At 65.0% G+C, this 19999-nt stretch carries 16 protein-coding genes; 12 read left to right on the forward strand and 4 right to left on the reverse strand.

The features are described from left to right. Positions 1-143: 143 nt before the first annotated feature. The 7 genes from B2246_RS14560 to B2246_RS14590 all read left to right on the forward strand — a co-directional run bounded on the left by B2246_RS14560 (position 144) and on the right by B2246_RS14590 (position 8252). Positions 144-533 (forward strand): OsmC family protein, encoded by a 390-nt coding sequence (locus tag B2246_RS14560; protein ID WP_286880730.1) that lies wholly within the window; start codon positions 144-146, stop codon positions 531-533. A 386-nt stretch (positions 534-919) separates the two neighbouring features. Continuing rightward, positions 920-1744, forward strand: a complete 825-nt coding sequence (locus B2246_RS14565) for a hypothetical protein (protein ID WP_286880731.1) — start codon at positions 920-922, stop codon at positions 1742-1744. Positions 1745-2059: 315 nt separating this feature from the next. Next, entirely contained in the window at positions 2060-2692 is a 633-nt protein-coding gene (locus tag B2246_RS14570; RefSeq protein WP_008645493.1) for a response regulator transcription factor, read from the forward strand. Beyond that, positions 2689-3105, forward strand: a complete 417-nt coding sequence (locus B2246_RS14575; protein ID WP_008645492.1) for an Hpt domain-containing protein — start codon at positions 2689-2691, stop codon at positions 3103-3105. The genes B2246_RS14570 and B2246_RS14575 overlap by 4 nt, the downstream gene beginning before the upstream one ends. Before the next feature lie 127 nt (positions 3106-3232). After that, positions 3233-4207, forward strand: coding sequence for a DedA family protein/thiosulfate sulfurtransferase GlpE (locus B2246_RS14580; RefSeq protein WP_035883057.1), 975 nt, complete (start codon positions 3233-3235; stop codon positions 4205-4207). An 87-nt stretch (positions 4208-4294) separates the two neighbouring features. After that, entirely contained in the window at positions 4295-7090 is a 2796-nt protein-coding gene (locus tag B2246_RS14585) for a hypothetical protein (protein ID WP_286880732.1), read from the forward strand. 145 nt (positions 7091-7235) lie between these two features. Next, positions 7236-8252 (forward strand): LLM class flavin-dependent oxidoreductase, encoded by a 1017-nt coding sequence (locus B2246_RS14590; protein WP_186425836.1) that lies wholly within the window; start codon positions 7236-7238, stop codon positions 8250-8252. 37 nt (positions 8253-8289) lie between these two features. Here the strand turns inward: B2246_RS14590 and B2246_RS14595 are convergent, their stop codons facing one another. Beyond that, complete coding sequence (locus B2246_RS14595) at positions 8290-9852, reverse strand: methyl-accepting chemotaxis protein (protein ID WP_035883055.1); 1563 nt, start codon at positions 9850-9852, stop codon at positions 8290-8292. A gap of 155 nt (positions 9853-10007) precedes the next feature. Between B2246_RS14595 and B2246_RS14600 the strand changes: the two genes are divergently transcribed. After that, positions 10008-10748, forward strand: coding sequence for a lipoate--protein ligase family protein (locus B2246_RS14600; RefSeq protein WP_008645486.1), 741 nt, complete (start codon positions 10008-10010; stop codon positions 10746-10748). Between the two features lie 6 nt (positions 10749-10754). On the opposite strand, the gene B2246_RS14605 is transcribed toward B2246_RS14600, so the two are convergent. After that, complete coding sequence (locus B2246_RS14605; RefSeq protein ID WP_080709751.1) at positions 10755-11498, reverse strand: DUF3047 domain-containing protein; 744 nt, start codon at positions 11496-11498, stop codon at positions 10755-10757. A 117-nt stretch (positions 11499-11615) separates the two neighbouring features. Between B2246_RS14605 and B2246_RS14610 the strand changes: the two genes are divergently transcribed. From B2246_RS14610 to B2246_RS14625, 4 genes are all read left to right on the forward strand, one after another. Beyond that, positions 11616-11840, forward strand: coding sequence for a hypothetical protein (locus B2246_RS14610; RefSeq protein ID WP_035883049.1), 225 nt, complete (start codon positions 11616-11618; stop codon positions 11838-11840). 205 nt (positions 11841-12045) lie between these two features. Next, complete coding sequence (locus B2246_RS14615; RefSeq protein WP_286880733.1) at positions 12046-12945, forward strand: polysaccharide deacetylase family protein; 900 nt, start codon at positions 12046-12048, stop codon at positions 12943-12945. A gap of 103 nt (positions 12946-13048) precedes the next feature. Next, the gene (gene fusA / locus B2246_RS14620) at positions 13049-15157 is read left to right on the forward strand and encodes an elongation factor G (RefSeq protein ID WP_035883047.1); all 2109 of its coding nucleotides are present in this window, start codon (positions 13049-13051) and stop codon (positions 15155-15157) included. 101 nt (positions 15158-15258) lie between these two features. Beyond that, positions 15259-15510, forward strand: coding sequence for a GlsB/YeaQ/YmgE family stress response membrane protein (locus tag B2246_RS14625; protein WP_040011011.1), 252 nt, complete (start codon positions 15259-15261; stop codon positions 15508-15510). Between the two features lie 47 nt (positions 15511-15557). Here the strand turns inward: B2246_RS14625 and B2246_RS14630 are convergent, their stop codons facing one another. Both B2246_RS14630 and B2246_RS14635 read right to left on the reverse strand, forming a co-directional pair. Continuing rightward, positions 15558-18626, reverse strand: coding sequence for a transglycosylase domain-containing protein (locus tag B2246_RS14630; RefSeq protein ID WP_286880734.1), 3069 nt, complete (start codon positions 18624-18626; stop codon positions 15558-15560). Positions 18627-18851: 225 nt separating this feature from the next. Continuing rightward, a complete protein-coding gene (locus tag B2246_RS14635; RefSeq protein ID WP_286880735.1) occupies positions 18852-19877 on the reverse strand; it encodes an aldo/keto reductase in 1026 nt (341 codons plus the stop codon). Positions 19878-19999: the final 122 nt, after the last annotated feature.

Genomic DNA, 19999 nt, shown 5'->3' on the forward strand with positions numbered 1-19999 from the left:
ACCCACAGGGTTGGCAAGCACTTTGTCATAAAAGTTTTATGCAACGATGAAAGGGCTTCTTTCATCACATCAAGGGGCGCGATCAACCCTGTATAGAATCTGTGCATCGGCCTCCCCTGGCCCTCTTTCAAAAGGAAGCATCCATGACTATTGAAGCGACGTGGTTGGCAGACTCCGGTTCGAGCGTGTGTGACCTGAGCAATGGCACGGCCCATTGGAAGGCAGATCTCGACGCACCGGCTGGCGCTGCGGCCCTTCCCAATCCTCATGACCTATTGGATTCCGCCCTGGCTGCCTGCACGACCCTCACCCTGCAGATCTACGCAAAGCGGAGGAACTACGACCTGCAGGAAGTTCGCGTAACGGTTTCGCATGAAGAGGCGCCCGGCACCTACAAACTGGTGCGACGCCTTGAACTCCTGGGCAATCTCGATGAGAAGGCTCGGGAGGATCTGCTGCGCGTCGCCAACAAGTGTCCGGTTCACAAGGTGCTCGCCTCCCAGATCTCGATCGACACCACGCTCGCAGGCTGACACATCTCCGACGTCTTGATTTTATGAATGATAATCGTTATCATTCATATCCTCGGGTTCAGACACGCCCGAGTCAGCAAATGGGTTCCCGGACACTTCCCGTGTCCGGCCTTTTTCGCTATCCAGCCATTCTTCCCCTTCGTCATCACCCTGCCCTACTAGATCCGCAACGTTGCCTGGCAGCGCGACACGCACTTGTCGTCCACTGATCTTGCACCGTAGTTGGGCGTGTTCGCTCGCTTTGTGCGCTGCCCCACGCAGCCAGTGTTGCTACAGGTCGTAGGCGCCACCCCACCGCTTTGTCGGCCCGGGGCATCGGCTTACCATGAAGCCAAAAAAGAACATTGGCAGTGCGAAGCAAGGAATGCATCAGGAGCGGGGACACCTTGGCGAATTACATTGAAGAGTATTGCGCGCGCATCCGGCGGGGCGGCGCGCGAGGTCTTGCGGAGAAACCCGTCGTCATCGGCCAGGACAACATCTACGCGATGCAGTACGTGCCGTACGAGCACTGGAACAGCAGTGCGCGCCTCGTAATCGTCAGTACCACGCCCGGGCATACGCATGTCCGGCTTGCGGCAACCGTCACAGAGGAACTGCTGCAAACCCAAGCACCAGGACCACGGATCCAGCGCGAGAACAAGCGCCGCGTGGAACTGGGCGGGCGGATGGTGCGCCCTAACCTCATACGAATGCTCGACCACTTTCGCGTGCCGGCACTGATCAGCCAGCCAGATGCCACGTCCCTGTGGGACGAGGAGGGCTTCGATTCGATACAGCCGCTGGCGTTGCTGCCCCACGCCACGACGCGCCGCGGGCTGACTTTCGACGGTCCGCTGGATGAACTGCTCGACACACCGATGCTGCGTGACGTGTTCCAGCAGGAGTTTCTGGGCCGGCTCCCGCAATACCCCCGGGACGCCCTCTACATCGGACTCGGTCGCACGGCATGGTCCGGGCTCGAACACGCCGTCCGAGCGGGGCTGCTCTGCCAGCAACAGCTGCTGGGCATGATGCCCGTCCCCACGCGGGCCGGTAGCATGGTGCGCTACTTCCTGCGCGAGGTCGGGGAAGCCGATCTTTCCCCCAACGATCCGGTCCGGCATCGCATCGCCTGGCTCGATGCCGCCCATCGGGAAATGGAAGCTGGCGTGGAACGGCTGCGTGCCGAATCGATATCTTCAGCACAGCCTCGCCGGCTCACCGCCTGACCCTGCAGCCAAAGTGACCCAGACCCCACGTCGGTAGGGATCAACCCACGCGTCCCACGCCGATATTCCCTCTTGAGGAATCTGACCTCCTCGCATTCCCGATTGGCGGCCCCCGTTTGAGTGCGGAGGGCCGCAATTTTTTTGTGCCGCCGGACTGCCCGCATCGGCCAGTCGCAAATCCGACACCTTCCATGGAAAATTCCTACACGAACTGCGGAATCGTCGCATTACCGGAGCACTAACGCCTCCCTATACTGCCCCGTCATGTAGTGACCGCCCCACTGAATGGTCGGGCTACCACCAAGGCAGCAAGGCATGGCAAGCATTCTTATCGTCGACGACCACCCCGCGCTACGGCTGGCGCTGCGTACCCAGCTTTCACAGCTTCTGGGCGTGACAACCCTTCTGGAGGCCGATAACGGGCAAGGCGCGCTCAACCTGGTCCGGCAGCACAGGCCAGACCTTGTCCTGCTGGATCTCGACATTCCCCGCATGAGCGGCCTGGATGCCGTGCCACGCATACGTGCCCTCCACCCCGCCGTCCGCATTCTGGTTCTTTCCGCCCAGGATCCCATCCCGTTCGCAGCACGCGCCTATCACGCCGGCGCACAAGGCTTTGTGAGCAAGACGCAAAACATGGACGCCATCCTCCGATGCGTCGAGAGCGTGCTTGGGGGCTTCACCGTATTCCCCAACAACAACCCTCGCGACAACCCGCGGGAAAGCCGCGTCGTCGGCGACAGCGAAGGACTGAGCAAGCTGACGGACAAGGAAGTGGAAATCCTGCGGATGCTGACCCGTGGCATGAGCAACAAGGCCATCGGCAAGGCGCTGTTCATCAGCAACAAGACGGTCAGCAGCTACAAGACCCGCGTGATGAAGAAGCTGGCCGCGGATTCACTGGTGGACCTGATCGACTTTGCCCGACGCTGCCGGCTGATTCCATGACGTCCTCCGGCACCCCCTCCGTGCTGACCACCGAGGAATGCCAGGCGTTCGGCCCGGCGCTGGCAAGCGCCGCGCGCGAGGACCCCACCGTGTACCACCTGCTACTGACCCGCCTGATCGACGCCAACCACGGCGATCTCACCGATCTGCGTCGAGCCGCCAAGCTGCGTGACTGGGCTGGCGTGCATCGGAGCATTCATCGCCTCAAGGGCAGTGCGGCGCTGGCCCGATGTCCGACGCTGGTCGCGGCCGGCAAGTCCATCGAGTCGGCGGCGAAGTATCGCAAGGCCGCCGTCGTAAACGCGCTGCTGCCACGCTATGTCGCCATCGTCACCGAATTCAACGACCGATTGCGCGATCTGCGCAGTAACAGGCGCTCCGCGCCGGGCGGCGACAACGTTCAAGGAATTTGATCAAGCCGTCCATCAGACACGCGTGCAAGCGTCCCGGTCCGCTGGCAAACTGTGAGCCTGCTCCGGCCGCGCCCCAAAGTCTTGTCTGCCGCCGGGAGCTTCAACAGTTCAGGCGGGAGACCTTGTCGTGGGTGATTTACAGAGCTTGCTCGATGGTCACGGGCTGATGCTCGTGTTTCTCAATGTGCTGGCCGAACAGGCCGGGCTGCCGATTCCTGCCTACCCCATGCTGTTCGTGGCGGGTGCGTTGTCGATGCAACCGAACGGCCCCTCGATCGGCACGGTACTGTTCGCCGTGATTGCCGCCTGTCTGATCGCCGACACCGCCTGGTACTTCGCCGGAAAGCGGCTGGGCCAGCCAATGCTGCGCACGATCTGCCGCGTCTCGATCTCACCGGACACCTGCATCCGGCAAACCCAGTCGCTATACCTGCGCGTGGGCCCCCGTTCGCTGATCTTCGCCAAACTGCTGCCTGGCGCCGGCGCGCTCTCCACGTCGATGGCCGGCATGACCGCCACGCCGTTCCTGACATTCATCTTCTATGACGCGCTCGGCGCGCTGGTATGGGCCGGCGCCGCACTGGTCGCCGGCATGGTCTTCAGCGATTTCGTCGATACGATCCTGGCCGCCTTCAGCGCCTTCGGCCACATCGCTCTCATGGTGGTGCTCGGCGCCTTCGCGCTGTTCATCGCCTGGCGATTCTGGATGCGCTGGCGCCTGCTGCGCCGGTCCGGCCTGATTCCGCGCATGACGGTCATGGAATTCGAGCAGCGCCGGGCGGCGGGAGACAAGCCGGTCGTCGTCATCGATGTGCGCGCCCATGGCGTCGCCCCCATCGAGCGCATTCCCGGCTCGATCGTGATGGAAATCAAGGGCCCCTTCGACACGTTGTCCGGCCATGACGCCAGTTCCGACTTCGTGGTCTATTGCGCATGTCCACACGAGATGTCGGCTGCCGTCCTGGCCGAACGCCTGCGCACAGCCGGGTATCCGAACACTTGGGCGCTGGCGGGGGGATTCGACGAATGGAAGCGGCTGCAAGGCACTTCGGGCCTGCAAGCCGTCACGCCAGACGCGCCACAGCAGATCATCGCGCACTAGACCCGGCGCCGGAGGCTCCACGCGGCCCTTTCGGTTCCCCTGTCGCTTCCTATACTTGGCCCAAACCGTTTGTGCACGGAGGGTGACATGCCGGGCGAAGACCATGGTTGGGAAGAGGAAGCCGCGCGCGTGGCCCACCGCCGTCGCGCGCTCGACATTCCCGAGGTAGCGGGAACCGACGGGCGCAACCGCGCGCTGGCGCTTTCCGGGGGCGGCATTCGCAGCGCCACGTTCTGCCTGGGCGTGATGCAAGCGCTGGCCGAAGCGCCTGCGCCTGATGGCCCCCCCAATGCTACCCGCGAGGCCAGCCCCGAAGCCACCCCCGAAGCCACCCCCAATACCAGCTCGACGCCGGCCGACACCCCGGGCACGCGCTCGCTGCTGGCCCAGTTCGACTACCTTTCCACGGTCAGCGGCGGCGGCTACATCGGATCGTTCTTCACCAGCCTGTTCGTACCGGGCCGCCTGCGTCGTGGCTCCAGTCCGCTTCAGGCCGCGCAGGACGCCTATCGCACACTGCAGTACGAGCCACCGGGCCGTATCCGCACGGGAGATGTCTACAGCGACGCCCCGGGCCGGGCCGCCGTGGCATGGCTACGCGAGAACGGCCGCTATCTCACCCCGACCGGTGCTGGCGACAACCTGTACGCGGCGGCAGTCATCGTCCGCAACTGGATGGCGATGCAATACGTCATCGGCAGTGCGTTGCTGGTACTGCTGGCCGCGTTGGCATTGGGCCTGCACAAGGCCACCAGGACCTGGCCCGGCTTGTGGCAGAGTGAGATGGACCTCCTGCATGACGCACGCCAGGCCATCAACGACGGCGATCTGGGAATCTGGTGGAGTTCCTACCTCTGGATGCCGGTGGTATCCACCGTGCTGTTCGTGCTGCCGCCCGGCATCGCGTACTGGCTCGTCTATCCCACATCCGACAATCCACAGCAGCCGGTGCGCGCGCTCAACGGCGCCGTCCTGCTCACGATGCTGCTCGGCGCGCTGTTCCTTGCGGCATCGCTATGGTTCCAGGCAATTGAACCGAACATGCGCGTTGCCTATGCCTGTTTCGTGATCGGCCTGCTGGCATGGCTCGGCGTGGCCGCCTGCCTGGTCATGCTGATGCCCGCGCCGCGCACGGTCACCAACTACCGCGTGCGCGCCACGCGGGTACTGCGTGGCGCGATGGGGTTCACGGCGATGCTGGCCGCGCTGGGCCTGGCCGACACCGTCGCCCGCACGTGCTACCTCTACAGCTTCATGGCCGCGCACCCATGGGCCGCGATCGGCCCGGCCGGCGCGCTCGGCGGCCTGGTGTGGCTGGTCCGCTACGGGGCGACGCTATTCGACGACGGCAAGCAGGGCGCCACGGATTCGGTCTGGCGCTCGCTGCTATCCCGGCTGCCCGTGTCGCTGCTCGCGGGATTGGTCGCCGCACTGGTCGCGCTGCTCGTCTTCGTGCTGTGGTCGTGGATCGTGCTCTGGGTGCGCTGGGACGGCGGCGAGCCCGTCGACTGGCATGTGTTCGGCAAGGCGTGGACCACAGCCGCGCTCGCCACGCTGACGTTGCTGGCATTGTGCATGGCGATCGTGGTGGGACGCTTCGCGGGCTTCCTGAACCTGTCCACGCTGCAGTCGTTCTACGCGGCCCGCCTGACGCGGGCTTACCTCGGTGCGTCCAACGGCAATCGATTCAGCACCCCCGCGACGGACCGCGCGGAACGCCAGCGCTTCAGCGTGGCCGAGCCCGCGCCGGATGACGCGCTCAGCCTCAACGACTACTACGATCCCCGCGTTCTGGCCCCGCTGCACCTGATCAACGTGACGATGAACCAGACGGTGGACCCCGCGGAGCAGCTCGTTCAACGCGACCGCAAGGGCAAGCCGCTCTGCATCGGCCCCGGACCCGCGCTGGTGCAACCGGGCAATGCCCAGCAGCTTCCCGCCGACGCCTACGTGCGCTTCACGGTCGACGGGCAACTCTGCTGCGCGAAATCGCAGCAGCCTGCCGGCGCCGCCACACGTTCGATCGAGATGGCGCAGGCGCGTACCGTCGGCGACTGGATCGCGATCTCTGGCGCCGCGATCTCCACGGGCCTCGGGCGCGCCACGACGCTGGGCACGTCGCTACTGCTCGGGCTGGCCAATCTGCGGCTGGGGATCTGGTGGCCGTCGAACATGGCCGAAGGCGGATCGTGCGCAGTGCCGTCGGCCATGCGCCGCCCCGATATCGAACAGCGACTGCATCCGGCGCTGGGCGTGATCACCGGCCTGTTCCGCACGCAGTACTACCTTGCGCGCGAACTGGCCGCGCGCTTCCACGGCACGCGACGACGCTGGCAGTATCTGTCGGACGGCGGGCACTTCGAGAACACGGCCATCTACGAACTGCTACGCCCCGAGCGCCGTGTCGGCCTGATCGTCGTCTGTGACTGCGGTTGCGACGGGGATTACCGCTTTGGCGATCTTGCCAACCTGATCCGGCTGGCGCGCATCGACTTCGGGCTTGAGATCGTTGTCGATCAGGCGGCGCCGGACGACGCCGTTCTGGGCCCGGTATTCGGCACGCCAGACGACTTCACCGCCAATGCCCCACCCGAGTCCCGCGACAAGGTTGCCATCCTGCTCAACGTCCATATCGCTGGCCAGGCGGGGGCACCCGACAGCGCGCCGATCACGCGCATCGTGCTGCTCAAGCCTCGCCTGACGCCATCAGCACCGGCGGACGTGCGGCAGTATGGCGCAATGCACCCGGCATTCCCGCAGGAAGGCACGGCCGACCAGTTCTTCGATGAAGCGCAGTGGGAAAGCTATCGCGCGCTCGGCGTGGCCATTGGTCGGCGCATTGCCAGCAGTGCCGTCGCGTCGCGGTTGTTCGGCCACGTGTGATTCGGCCGGGTGTAACGGTGGCCCCACGGCCGTCATGGCTACTTTGCCGCCGCCAGCACGATCTGGCCGGTGTGACTACCATAGCCCGTCCCTGATTCGAGACCTCGCGTGGCATGCGTCGCGCGAGGCATGCAAGTTCTCCCCCATGATTCCCTATTCCCTGCTCGACCTCTCGCCCATCATCGAAGGCAGCGACGCCACCCAGGCCATGCGCAACACGCTGAGCCTGGCGCAGCACGCGGAACGTCTTGGCTATCGGCGCTTCTGGCTGGCCGAACACCACAACATGCCGGGCATTGCCAGTGCCGCCACGGCGGTGCTGATCGGGTACGTCGCCAACGGCACCTCGACGATCCGGGTCGGCTCCGGCGGCATCATGCTGCCCAACCATTCCCCGCTGGTGGTAGCCGAACAGTTCGGCACGCTGGCCTCGCTCTATCCGGGCCGGATCGACCTCGGGCTCGGCCGCGCGCCCGGCACCGACCAGGCCACGGCACGCGCGCTGCGCCGAACCCTGAGCCACGACTCGGCCGATTCGTTCCCGCAGGATGTGGAAGAACTGCAGGCGTACTTTGATGAGGTGCGACCCGGCCAGCGCGTGCGCGCCGTGCCGGGCGCGGGGCTCAAGGTGCCGCTGTGGCTCCTCGGTTCCAGCCTGTTCGGCGCGCAGCTAGCGGCGGCGATGGGCCTGCCTTTCGCGTTTGCTTCGCACTTTGCCCCGGGCTTCATGCGGCAGGCGGTAGACCTGTATCGCCGCACCTTCCGCCCGTCGGAGCAACTCGATCGTCCGCACGTGATGCTGGGCCTCAACGTGTTCGCCGCCGAGACCGACGCCGAGGCGCGCCGCCTGTTCAGTTCGCTGCAGCAGCAGTTTCTGGCGCTGGTTCGCGGCACGCCGGGACAACTCAAGCCGCCGGTCGACGATATCGAGCGTCTGTGGGACACCAGCGAAGCGGAGCATATCCGCCGCTCCCTCTCCTGCTCGGTCGTGGGAGACCCGGCAACGGTACGCGAGGGCATCCAGCGTTTCGTGGACGATCTGCGGCCGGATGAGCTGATGCTGACGGGCCAGATCTACGACCATGCCGCGCGGCTGCGATCATTCGAGATCGCAGGCGATGCCATGCGCGCGCTACAGCCCGCGTCGTCGCAGACGGCGTGATGACGGGAAGACGTCGATAACAAGAAGGCCAACAGGTTCAGACCGTTGCCAGGCGGAACGCCGACACCGCACGCATCATCGACTGTGCCTGCTCGGCCAGCGATTGCGCGGCAGCGGCCGCTTCTTCCACGAGCGCGGCATTCTGCTGCGTGACGGAGTCCATCTGCGTCACGGCCTGGCCCACCTGCTCGATGCCGGTGCTCTGCTCGGCCGACGCGGCGCTGATCTCGCCCATGATGTCGGTGACACGTCTGACCGCGCCAACCACCTCCTGCATTGTGGCGCCGGCCTTGGCCACCAGCGTCGAACCGGTGTCAACCTGCGCCACCGAGTTGTCGATCAGCGTCTTGATCTCCTTCGCCGCATTGGCGCTGCGCTGGGCGAGGCTGCGCACCTCACCCGCCACCACCGCGAATCCGCGTCCTTGTTCACCGGCGCGCGCCGCTTCTACCGCAGCGTTCAGCGCCAGGATATTGGTCTGGAACGCGATGCCCTCGATCACGCCGATGATGTCGACGATCTTGCGCGAGGCCTGGTTGATCTCGCCCATCGTGCTCACCACTTCGCTGACCACCTCGCCGCCACGATTGGCGATTTCCGATGCGTTGACGGCCAGCGCGCTGGCCTGCCGCGCATTGTCGGCGTTCTGGCGCACGATGCCGGTCAGCTCCTCCATGCTCGATGCGGTCTGCTCGAGCGCGGCGGCCTGCTGTTCGGTCCGTTGCGACAGATCGTTGTTGCCAGCCGAGATCTGATGCGTGGCGCTGGCGATGGCGCCGGCCGCGCCGCGGATATCGCCCAGCGTTACGGCAAGTCGCTCCTGCATCTGCTGCATGGCGGCCAGCACGCTGCGATCGTCGTCACCGCGCACCTGCAGCGGCACGGTCAGGTCGCCGCCCGCGATACGCGTCACCGATTCCACGGCGTAGGCCGGCTCGCCACCAAGACTGCGCTTGACCGTCCGCATGATCATGCCCATCACGGCAGCAATCAGCGCTCCGATCAGCAAGGTGCTGACAATCGCGTTGATCAGGTTGGCGCGGAAGGCATCCTCGATGTCGACCAGGAACACGCCCGTGGCGACGAACCAGTCCCAGTCCGCCACGTAGCGCCCGTAGGTCAGCTTGCGCTTTGGCGTTTCGGTGCCGGGCAGGCGGCCCCGGTAGGTGGAAAAGCCGGCGTCCTCGCCGGTGGTGCGGCGCGCGCCTTCGATGATCGCGCGGTAGACGTACACCCCGTCGGGGTCCTTGAAGTCGCCGACCATATTGCCTTCGGTCTGCGGCAGGCCCGGGTTCAGCACCACCTGCGGCTTGGAATCGACGATGAACAGGTAGCCGTTCTGGCCGAAGCGCATCGCGCGCAGCGCGTCCTTGGCGGCGGCCTGGGCGTCCTCTTTCGACATCACGCCCTTGGCGGCGCGTTCAGCGTATAGCTTGACGATGCCCTCGCCGGTGGCCACGAGCGATTGCAGCGCGTCGCGCCGCTCGGCCATCATCACGGACCGCGCGTGGAAGGCATTCCATGTACCGAGCGCAAGCAGCAGCAACCACATGACGGCAAGCGCCGCCCAGAGTTTGGTATTGAGGGTAAGTCGATTCATGATCCGGCAGGGGGTTACCTGAGACCTCATGAATATCGGCACACCGCGGCAAAACCCTTAGTCCGCCCCTGGTCGGGGGTCACGCCACTGGCGCCACACACCGCCTGCGTGGAGAATGCGTTATCCGCCACGCGAGCGCCCGACGCCTAGCTGCCATGACGTTCACCTTTGTCGAATCTGATCCAACCGAGACCGATCCGCTGCAGGGTGAGCTGGCCCTGCTGGAACACGCGATCAGCACCGGCCCGGTGGCGCAACTCTGGGAGGCGCCGCTCTCGCTGGTCATCCCGCGCAGCTACCTGCGCCAGCCGGGTATCGAGGAGGCACGGGCCCAGTTCGCGGCCCAGGGTTGCCCGGTCTGGCTGCGCATGTCCGGTGGCGGGCTGGTGCCGCAGGGTCCGGGCATCCTCAATGTCAGCCTGGCCTACGCTGTACCCCGGGGCGTGGCGACGTGGATGGAACCGGTCTACCTCCATCTGTGCGAAGTCATCGCCCAAGGGCTGCGCGAGGTCGGCGTGGAAACCCATTGGCAGGCCGTGGAAGGTTCGTTCTGTGACGGCCGCTTCAACCTGGCATGGGGCCCCGGCGATAGCGCCCGCAAGATCGCAGGCACAGCGCAGTACTGGCGCCGCGCCCCAAGCGCGGTGCAGACACCCGATGGTCAGCGGCACCTGGTGCTGGCCCATGCCATCCTGCTCGTGGACGCGGACCCGGTCGACATCAACGCCCGCGCCAATGCGTTCGAAGCGGCCATCCATAGCGGCCGCCATTACGATCCAGCCAAGGTGGTCAGCGTGCGCGAGGCGTCGGGTATCGACGATGCTACCGGCCTGACCGAAACCGTGAAGACGGCGATCCGGAACGCCATCGCGCGCTCGACGGCGCCCGGGCAATAGGCCCCGCTAGTTCTGCGGCGAGAACCTGATATCGCCGTACCAGGCGCGTGCAACGCCGCCCGTGTTGTCGGTATCGGTCAGGATGCCGTAGCCGGTCAGCTTGCCGGGCTTCTCATGAAAGACTTTCTCGAAATCAGCGACGACATTGCGGCGCAGGCTCTGCCATTTGCCCACCTCGTTACCGACCACGATCATCTGCACCCGGCTGGAATGGGGATTCTCGATGACGGTACCGGGCGCGGCGCTGTTGGACCAGATATACATCAGCGTGGCGTAAGGCAGACTCTCGCCCAGGGCATGGGCCGCGAACATCTCGGCGCGATCGCCAATCGACAGGCTGTCGACCTGACCGCCGAAGAAGAACACGAGCCGTGCGGGCGAGTCCTCGCGGTCGGCCACGCGATTGTCGGCATTCTGGATCGGCGCGGCCACCTTCCAGCGCCACGAGACGACCGGGGTCTTGTTCAGATCGAAGTCGCCTTCGTGTACCAACCCCGATGCCGAGCCGCTGGCATCGGCTTCGAGCACCGTGGTACCTTGGTCCGCCACCAGCACATAGCCGGTCATCTTTTTTCCGGGCAAGACCGGCCTGTTCTGCCATCCGCTCGGCAACCCGCTGCCGGGCCGAGCCGTTGAGAATACAACCCCCGGCTCCACCGTCTGCGCGCGTAACGGCACGCAGTGGAGAACGGCTGGCAGCAAACAGGCCGCCAGTCCCAACAGCCGGGCTTTGGTGAGGATAGACGGCATAGTGACCGTTGATGTCGGGATGCGTTGGACGAGGATGACACGAGCATTCTAGGTGCCCGCCGTGATCGCTGTCGACGCGGCGTCGAAAACACGAACGCGGGAACGGGAAAGGTCGGTATGGATCTGGTTGTCGGCATCATTGGCTGGCTCTGCGTCGAACTCGTTTTTTACGGCCTGTTCTATGCCATCGGCTGGAGCTTCATCAAGATGGTCACACTGGGGCGCCATCCGGGCCCATGGCGGGGAGCGGAAAGTTTCGTCGACGCCGAACTCGTGGCATTCACCGGCATCATCGTCACGTTGGTCGTGATCCTGGTCGCCTGGAAGTACCTGGCGCCCTGATGCGTCGACACTGCGCCATCCACTGATGTGATACGAAAAGATCACATTGACAGTTACTTACAACTGCGCGTCCGCGCGGTCATGCCGGGGTGATAAGGTGCACCGTCGCGCGGGCCAGCCGCTACCGGCTGGCTGCCACGTATCCTGAGATCCCTTGCCACACCTTAGATTTCGTTCGCTCCACGTGCCTTCATCCGTCCTACCGATGCATCGCCTGACGCTCGCCGCAATCGCCACGGTCACCGTGATCGCCGCACTGGTCACGCCCCCCGCACTAGCGGAGGGAACCGTCACGGCGGCGGACGCCGACCAGCCGGCAGCGCTGACCAAGGCCCCGGACGCCGCCCAGGCGCTCGCGCCCGTGCGCTTCCTGCTAACGTTCGACGACGGGCCCGATAGCGGCCCCGACGGCAGCACGCCCGTGATCCTGCGCCAGTTGGCCGACAATCCGATTGCGCCCGGCATCAAGGCCGTCTTCTTCGTCCAGACCGCGCACCGGCGCCGTGGCGGCAGCCCGGAGGGGCAGGCGCAGATGCGCGACACCTGTGCGGCAGGCCACCTGCTGGCCGTGCACAGCGGCCTCCCCGAAGGGCACGTCCCACACACCCGCCTGACGCCGGAAAAGCTCGCCGACTCGCTGCGCTCTGGTGAGGCCGACATCGTCGCGCAGTGCGGCCACGTCGCCCCCGTGGTGCGGCCGCCCGACTGGGCCCATAACGACGCCACCGAGGCCGTCTATCACCAGCTCGGTCTGGACATGCTGATGGCCGACGCCAACGCGCGCGACGGCAAGATCTACGGCTGGCATATCAGCCTGCGCCGGCGCTCGCACATGGTCAGCGAGCTCGAACGGGTCGGCCGCGCCATGGCCACGCACCGGCTCGAACCGGTGAACGGCGTGGTGCCGGTGATCGTTGCTTTCCACGATACCAATGACTTCACGGCGTCGCACATGACCGAGTACCTGCAGATCCTGGTCGATGCGGCGCGCGAAAACGGTTTGCCGCTGGCCGATCCGCCGTTCTATACCGATACAGGCGCCGCCGAACAAGCCGCCGTCGCCCGTGCCAAGGCAGGGCTGTACGCACGCGAAAGCTGGCCCTGATCCGGTACATGGTCGGCTTGCCCTTGTGTGAAGCGGGGACATACGGAATTGGCCCGGAAGTGCTACGCTAGTTGCCCGTGGTGCCCTAACCAGGAGAAACACCGTGCCCCGCAAGACCCCCATCGAACGCTACCGAAATATCGGCATCAGTGCGCACATCGACGCTGGCAAGACGACGACGACGGAGCGCATCCTCTTCTACACCGGCGTGAACCACAAGCTGGGCGAGGTGCACGACGGCGCGGCCACCATGGACTGGATGGAGCAGGAGCAGGAGCGCGGCATCACCATCACGTCCGCCGCCACCACGGCGTTCTGGAAAGGCATGGCCAACAACTATCCGGAACACCGCATCAACATCATCGACACGCCCGGACACGTGGACTTCACCATCGAGGTGGAACGCTCGATGCGCGTGCTTGATGGCGCCTGCATGGTCTATGACGCCGTGGGCGGCGTGCAGCCGCAATCGGAAACCGTCTGGCGTCAGGCCAACAAGTACAGCGTGCCGCGCATCGCGTTCGTCAACAAGATGGATCGCGTGGGCGCGGACTTCTTCCGCGTGCGCACGCAGATTGCCGACCGCCTCAAGGGCAATGCCGTGCCGATCCAGATCCCCGTTGGCGCCGAGGACCACTTCAAGGGTGTGGTCGATCTGGTCAAGATGCGCGCGATCGTCTGGGACGACGACAGCCAGGGCGTCCGGTTCGAATACACCGATATCCCGCCCGAACTCATTGCCACCGCGAAGGAATGGCACGACAAGATGGTTGAGGCCGCGGCCGAAGCCAGCGAGGAGCTGCTCGAGCGTTACCTGAGCGGCGAGCCGCTGTCCGAGGAAGAGATCAAGACCGGCCTGCGCAAGCGCACGGTGGCCGGCGAAATCGTGCCGATGCTCTGCGGCAGCGCGTTCAAGAACAAGGGCGTGCAGGCAATGCTCGACGCCGTGATCGACTACCTGCCCTCCCCGGTGGACGTGCCCGCCATCCTGGGGCATACCGAGGACGACAAGGAAGCCGAGCGCCACCCGAGCGACGACGAGCCGTTTTCCGCGCTGGCGTTCAAGATCATGACCGACCCGTTCGTCGGTCAGCTGATCTTCTTCCGCGTCTATTCCGGTGTGGTCAACTCCGGCGACACGGTTTACAACCCGGTAAAGGGCAAGCGCGAGCGCCTGGGCCGCATCCTGCAGATGCACGCCAACGTGCGCAACGAGATCAAGGAAGTGCGCGCGGGCGACATCGCCGCGGCGGTGGGGCTCAAGGAAGCCACCACGGGCGACACGCTGTGCGACCCGGACAAGGTCATCATCCTCGAACGCATGAGCTTCCCGGAGCCCGTGATTTCGCAGGCCGTGGAACCGAAGACCAAGGCCGACCAGGAAAAGATGGGCATCGCCCTGAACCGGCTGGCGCAGGAAGATCCTTCGTTCCGCGTGGCGACCGACGAGGAATCCGGCCAGACGATCATTTCCGGCATGGGCGAGCTGCATCTGGAAATCCTCGTCGACCGCATGAAGCGCGAGTTCGGCGTGGAGGCATCGGTCGGCAAGCCGCAGGTGGCGTATCGTGAAACGATCAAGGGCAAGGCCCGCGACGTCGAAGGCAAGTTCATCAAGCAGTCGGGCGGCCGTGGACAGTATGGCCACGTGGTGCTCGATGTGGAACCGATGCCGCAGGGCGGTGGCTACGAGTTCGTCGATGCCATCAAGGGTGGCGTGGTGCCGCGCGAGTTCATCCCCGCGGTGGACAAGGGCATCCGCGAAACACTGGAAACGGGGGTGCTGGCTGGCTACCCGGTGGTCGACGTGAAGGCCACGCTGGTGTTCGGCTCGTACCACGACGTCGACTCGAACGAGAACGCGTTCCGCATGGCCGGCTCGATGGCGTTCAAGGAAGGGATGCGGCGCGCCAAGCCGGTGCTGCTGGAACCGATGATGGCCGTGGAGGTGGAAACACCCGAGGAATTCACCGGCAACGTGATGGGCGATTTGTCATCGCGACGCGGCATGGTGCATGGTATGGAAGACATCGCCGGCGGTGGCGGCAAGATCGTGCGCGCCGAAGTGCCGCTGGCGACGATGTTCGGCTATTCGACGTCGCTGCGTTCGCTGACCCAGGGCCGTGCCACATTCACAATGGAGTTCAAGCACTACGCCGAAGCACCGGCCAACGTGGCGGAAGCGGTGATCAACGCGCGCAAGGTTGGATAAGTCGCGCAGCAGGGCCGACAATCCCGGGGATATGGACCTGTCCGCTTCCCCAGCCGTAACCGCCGGCCCACCGGCGGCCTTCGCACTTTCAGGAGCGCATCATGATGGCATTTCTTGGCACCGTGTTCGTTGGCCTGATCGTCGGTCTGATTGCAAGAGCGATCAAACCCGGCGATGACAAGATGGGTTGGATCATGACGATCATCCTCGGCATCCTGGGGTCGGTGGCGGCGGGTTACGTGGGACGCGCCCTCGGCATGTATCAACCCGGGCAACCGGCCGGCTGGATTGCCTCGGTGCTTGGCGCCATCGTGCTGTTGGCGATCTACGACATGGTCCGGCGCAAAGCCTGAGCCCTGAGCCATAGACCCCGCGGCGATCCCGGCACGGCCGGGGTCGCTCAGTTCTCGCAGCGAAGCAGTGTCGCGTCGCTGCCGGGCGCGACCATCGCCGTGATCTGCGGCGCCAGCGAGCGCAGCACCCGCAATGACAATGCGCTGGTGAACGAGTAACGCGCGGCGTAGGGTTCCCGCACGTGAATCGTCACCGTGCCGAAATAGCGATCCCCGAGCAGAAACACGAACGTCGCCGAGCGGCTGACCGAACGCGACGAGATCACGCGGCCACCCGGGCCATAGGTCTGGAAGCGTTGGTCGCCGGTGCCGGTCTTGCCGGCAATGATCAATGGCGCCCCCACCGCCTGCCCCTTCCGATTCAATGGCACGAACGCACCGCTGATGGACTTGGCGGTGCCGTTCTGCACGACATCGAGCATGGATCGCCGCACCAGCATGGCGATCTCCGGCACGATCAGCGGCTTGCCGGGCGCCGGTTGCAGCCGGTAGGCGCTTGCGTAGGGCGTGTCCGACGCGAAGGCCAGCGCGCGCACCGTTGAGGGCTGGGCGTCCACCCCGTTGGCCAGAATGATCCCCGCCAGTTCGGCCAGCGCGGCAGGCCGGTCACCCGATGCGCCGATCGCCGTGCCGTAGGACGGCGTAAGCGAATCGAACGGATAGCCCAGCCGTTGCCAGCGCGTGGCGATCTTCCCAAAGGCCTCGCGTTCCAGCAGCGTGCGAATGCGGCCATCCTGACCAAGCTTGCTGCGCGTCTTGAACAACCACGCATAGACAGTCTGGCGATCGGGCGCGCTCGCCTTCAGGATCTCCTTCAGCGTCGCATCCGGATGCGTGCCCAAATACTCGACCATCCATAGTTCCAGCGGATGGATGCGCGACAGGTAGCCGCGATCGTTGAGGTTGAACTTGTCGTGGCCGTACTTCACGTACAGCGCCTGCAGGTCCTCGTCCGACAGCGTCTCCTTCTGCTTCGGCATCCACTGGCGCAGCGTGCGCGCGTATGTCTCGAAATCGGTGTTTGGCCGCGCGCTCAGTAGCGTGACAGACAGCCGCACGGCCGCCAGATGCGGCGTCGGCTGCTTGACCCGGCCGAGCAACACCTTGAGCCGCTCGTCGTTGCCCTTGCCGCGATAACGCTGGTAGAACGCGGTCATGAACGCCGTGCCTTCTTCGTCGGCAAACTGTTCGAGATAAGCGCGACGGCCGGGCGCGTAGCGGTCCTCGAGCAAATCACGCGCGTCCGGGTGCGCCTGGTAGACCTCAAAGCGCACGATATCCCGCATCATTCGCACGAACACTAGGTTGACCGAATGCTGGAAGCCCACGCGCACTGTCATCTGGTGCTCGCCTTCCCATTTCTCGAAGTTCGAGAAGCTCTGCATGCCGCCACCGGTAAAGAACGCCTCTCCGGCGCTGCCCGAATACTTGCGCTCCATCGCGGCATCGAGCATCGTGGCCAGCCGGCGGTCAGCCGGGGATTTCGCGGCGATCAGGTAGTCGACCGCCCAGCGTGTCAACACATCCTGTCGCGGCACCTGGAGCGCGGTCAATTCGGCGCGGCTCATGTCCGCGTAGCGATCATGCAGTTCGCTGATGATCTCCAGATACGTCACCAGCGTGCGCAGCTTGGCGGTCGACCCAAGGTTGAGCCGCGCCCCGGCGTTGATGTCGAACGGCTGGTCGACATTGTCAGTCTGCACGCGCACCACGCTCGCATTGCCAACGCGCTCGAACAACGTGAAGCTGGCCACGAGACGCGACGGGTCATCGCCTTCGCGCAGCAGATTCTTGCCATACAGACCCATCTCGTGCGCTACGCCCTTGTCACGCATCCGCAGCAGCGTATCGGTAACCAGGCGCTGTGCCTCGCGATTAATGGTGCTGTCGACGGTCAGGTCCAGCCGGTCCAGGTCATAGCGGCTGTTGATGCCGATCATGTGCGAGACATCGTTACTGACCTGGTTGACGGCCTTGCGCGTGACCCACGGCTCGGCTTCCGGGCGTGGCGGCGGCGGAGCCTTGTCCAACGACTGCTCCAGCGCCGCGTCCCTCAACTCCGGCGTGATGACGTTGTTCGCAGCCAGCAGGCGCAGGTAGCTGCCTGTCAGCGCATCGAGGTTCGTGTCATCGCGCCGCAGGTGATACGACGGACGCCGCTGCGAAATGATCAGTGACAGCGCACGCTTGTAAGCCTGCGCTTCACGTGGCGTGGGGGCGCGCGGATTCATCTGCTGCAGCGCCGCGTTGAACTCGCTGAAATCCTCGCCATACCAGACGTAAAGCGCGTCGCCGATACCGTTGATCTCGCCGTGGCCGACACGTGCCGACAGCGGCACGGTATTCAGATAGTCCAGCACGACGTTCTCACGCACGCGCTGCGTGTCGGGTCCGTCATGGTAGGCGCGCAGTGAAGCGGAGGCCATCTGCCGGAACTTCTCGGAGACCGACTGCGTTTTTCCCTTCGGGGAATGCCGGAACTTCTCGATCTGTGTGGCCAGTGTGCTGCCGCCGGGCGTGTCGTGGTGCCGGTCAGCGAACTTGATGCCCTGGTCGAGTACCGCGCGCGACAGCCGGCGCCAATCCAGCGCCGGATTCATCATCGGATACTCGGGATTGAGCAGGTTCTGGTTCTCCACATAGAGCAGAGAGGAGATCAGCACCTTTGGAATCGACTCGAAGTTGTCATATTGGCGCTGCGGGTAGCGCGAGAATGACAGCGTCAACGCGTTGCAGTCGCGCACGAGCAGGCCGGCCTGGTTCTTCTCGCGATAGGGCGGAAAGATGCCGTTGTCCATCAGTCGCACCATGTCGGGCGACATGCGCGCCTGGGAACTGGTCACGTAGCCTTGCTTGAGCAGACGCTCGCCAAACTCACCCAGGCGCTCGTAGCCGAGTCGCTCGTCGTAGGGACCGGAGTGTGGATAGCGGATGCTGTCGCTGGGGCCGGGCTCGATGGAATACGTCAACGACTGGCCCAGCCTGCTCATGTATCGAGCCTGCCATTGCGAGGTGCGAACCTCATTCGCGACGAGGCTCACAACGATGTAGGTGCCGCCGCATACGGCGACCGTCATCCCGACGAGAATCCAGCCACGACGTGACACGTTTCGCATCCGGTTGCGCCGGGCCAGCCGTCTCGGCGGGCGTCGCCGGCTCATAGCCTCACGCAAGTCGGCCGTCATCTGACGGCCGTGCGTGCTTTTATATTACGCCCAACCGCAGCGGTTTGCCGCAGGGAAGTTGGCTGGCGCACATGGGCGTCATCCTTCGTGCACTGGGCGCAACAGGCACCTTGGAAATCACACCCGGACGGGGATGCGGGAGGCTACGAGTGGCTGCTAGGCGGCAGCGACGGGACGTCCGCCAAACGGGTATCCCGGGTCGTTGTACCCGTGCGTCGACGCATGTCCGCGCGGCACCAGGCCGTCGACCATGGCTTCTTCCGCCGGGGTGATCGCCGCGGCCACCGCGCCAAAATAATCCTCGAATTGCACCAGCGTACGCGGGCCGGCGATCACCGAGCTGATGATCGGGTTGGCAAGCACCCACGCGATGGCGAACTGGCCCGGCGTCAGTCCACGACCCTCGGCATGGGTCTTGAGCGTCTGCGCGATGACCAGCGATTCCTCGCGGAACTCGGTTTCCATGATGCGCCTGTCCGCACGGCCGGCGCGCGTGTCCGCACCGGGTGCTTGTCCCGGCAGATACTTGCCGGTCAGGACACCACGCGCGATCGGGCTATAGGGCACCACGCCCAGGCCGAAGTGCTGGCAGGCGGGCAGGATTTCGACTTCGGGCACCCGGTTCAGCAGGTTGTAATACGGCTGACAGGCAACCGGACGCGGCACGCCGAGCCGGTCGCACAGCGCGGCGATTTCCGCGATGCGCCAGCCCCGGAAATTCGACACGGCCCAGTAGCGGATCTTGCCGGCCCGGATCAGGTCGCCCATCGCACGCACGGGCTCTTCGAGATTGGCGCCAGCGAAATCGCGATGCAGGTACAGGATGTCGATGTAGTCGGTGGCCAGACGGGTCAGGCTGTCTTCCACCGAACGCATGATCCACGTGCGCGAGTAGTTCGACTGGTTCGGGCCGCTACCCATCGCGTTTCCGAGCTTGGTCGCCAGCACCCAGTCGTGGCGACTGCCGGCCAGCAGCCGTCCTACCATCTGCTCGGAGGCCCCCTTGCTATACACGTCGGCGGTGTCGATGAAGTTGACACCGTGCTCACGCGCGCTGGCGACGATGCGGGCGGCCTCGGCCTCGTCGGTCTGATCGGCGAACATCATCGTGCCCAGGCACAGGGTCGAGACGTTCAGGTTGCTGGCGCCAAGGCGGCGGTATTGCATGGCGAAATCTGGCATGGTGGATTCCTGAATAGGACGAGCGGAGAGGACTTCACGCATTGTGCCGCGTTGCGGTAGAGCTTGCAGGGCGCCAGATGTCTGCCGGGCGGCGGCAAAAAAAAAGGTTCAACGAGGAATTC

It is taken from the genome of Cupriavidus sp. UBA2010, assembly GCF_002335265.1.
Classification (GTDB): Bacteria; Pseudomonadota; Gammaproteobacteria; order Burkholderiales; family Burkholderiaceae; genus Cupriavidus; species Cupriavidus metallidurans.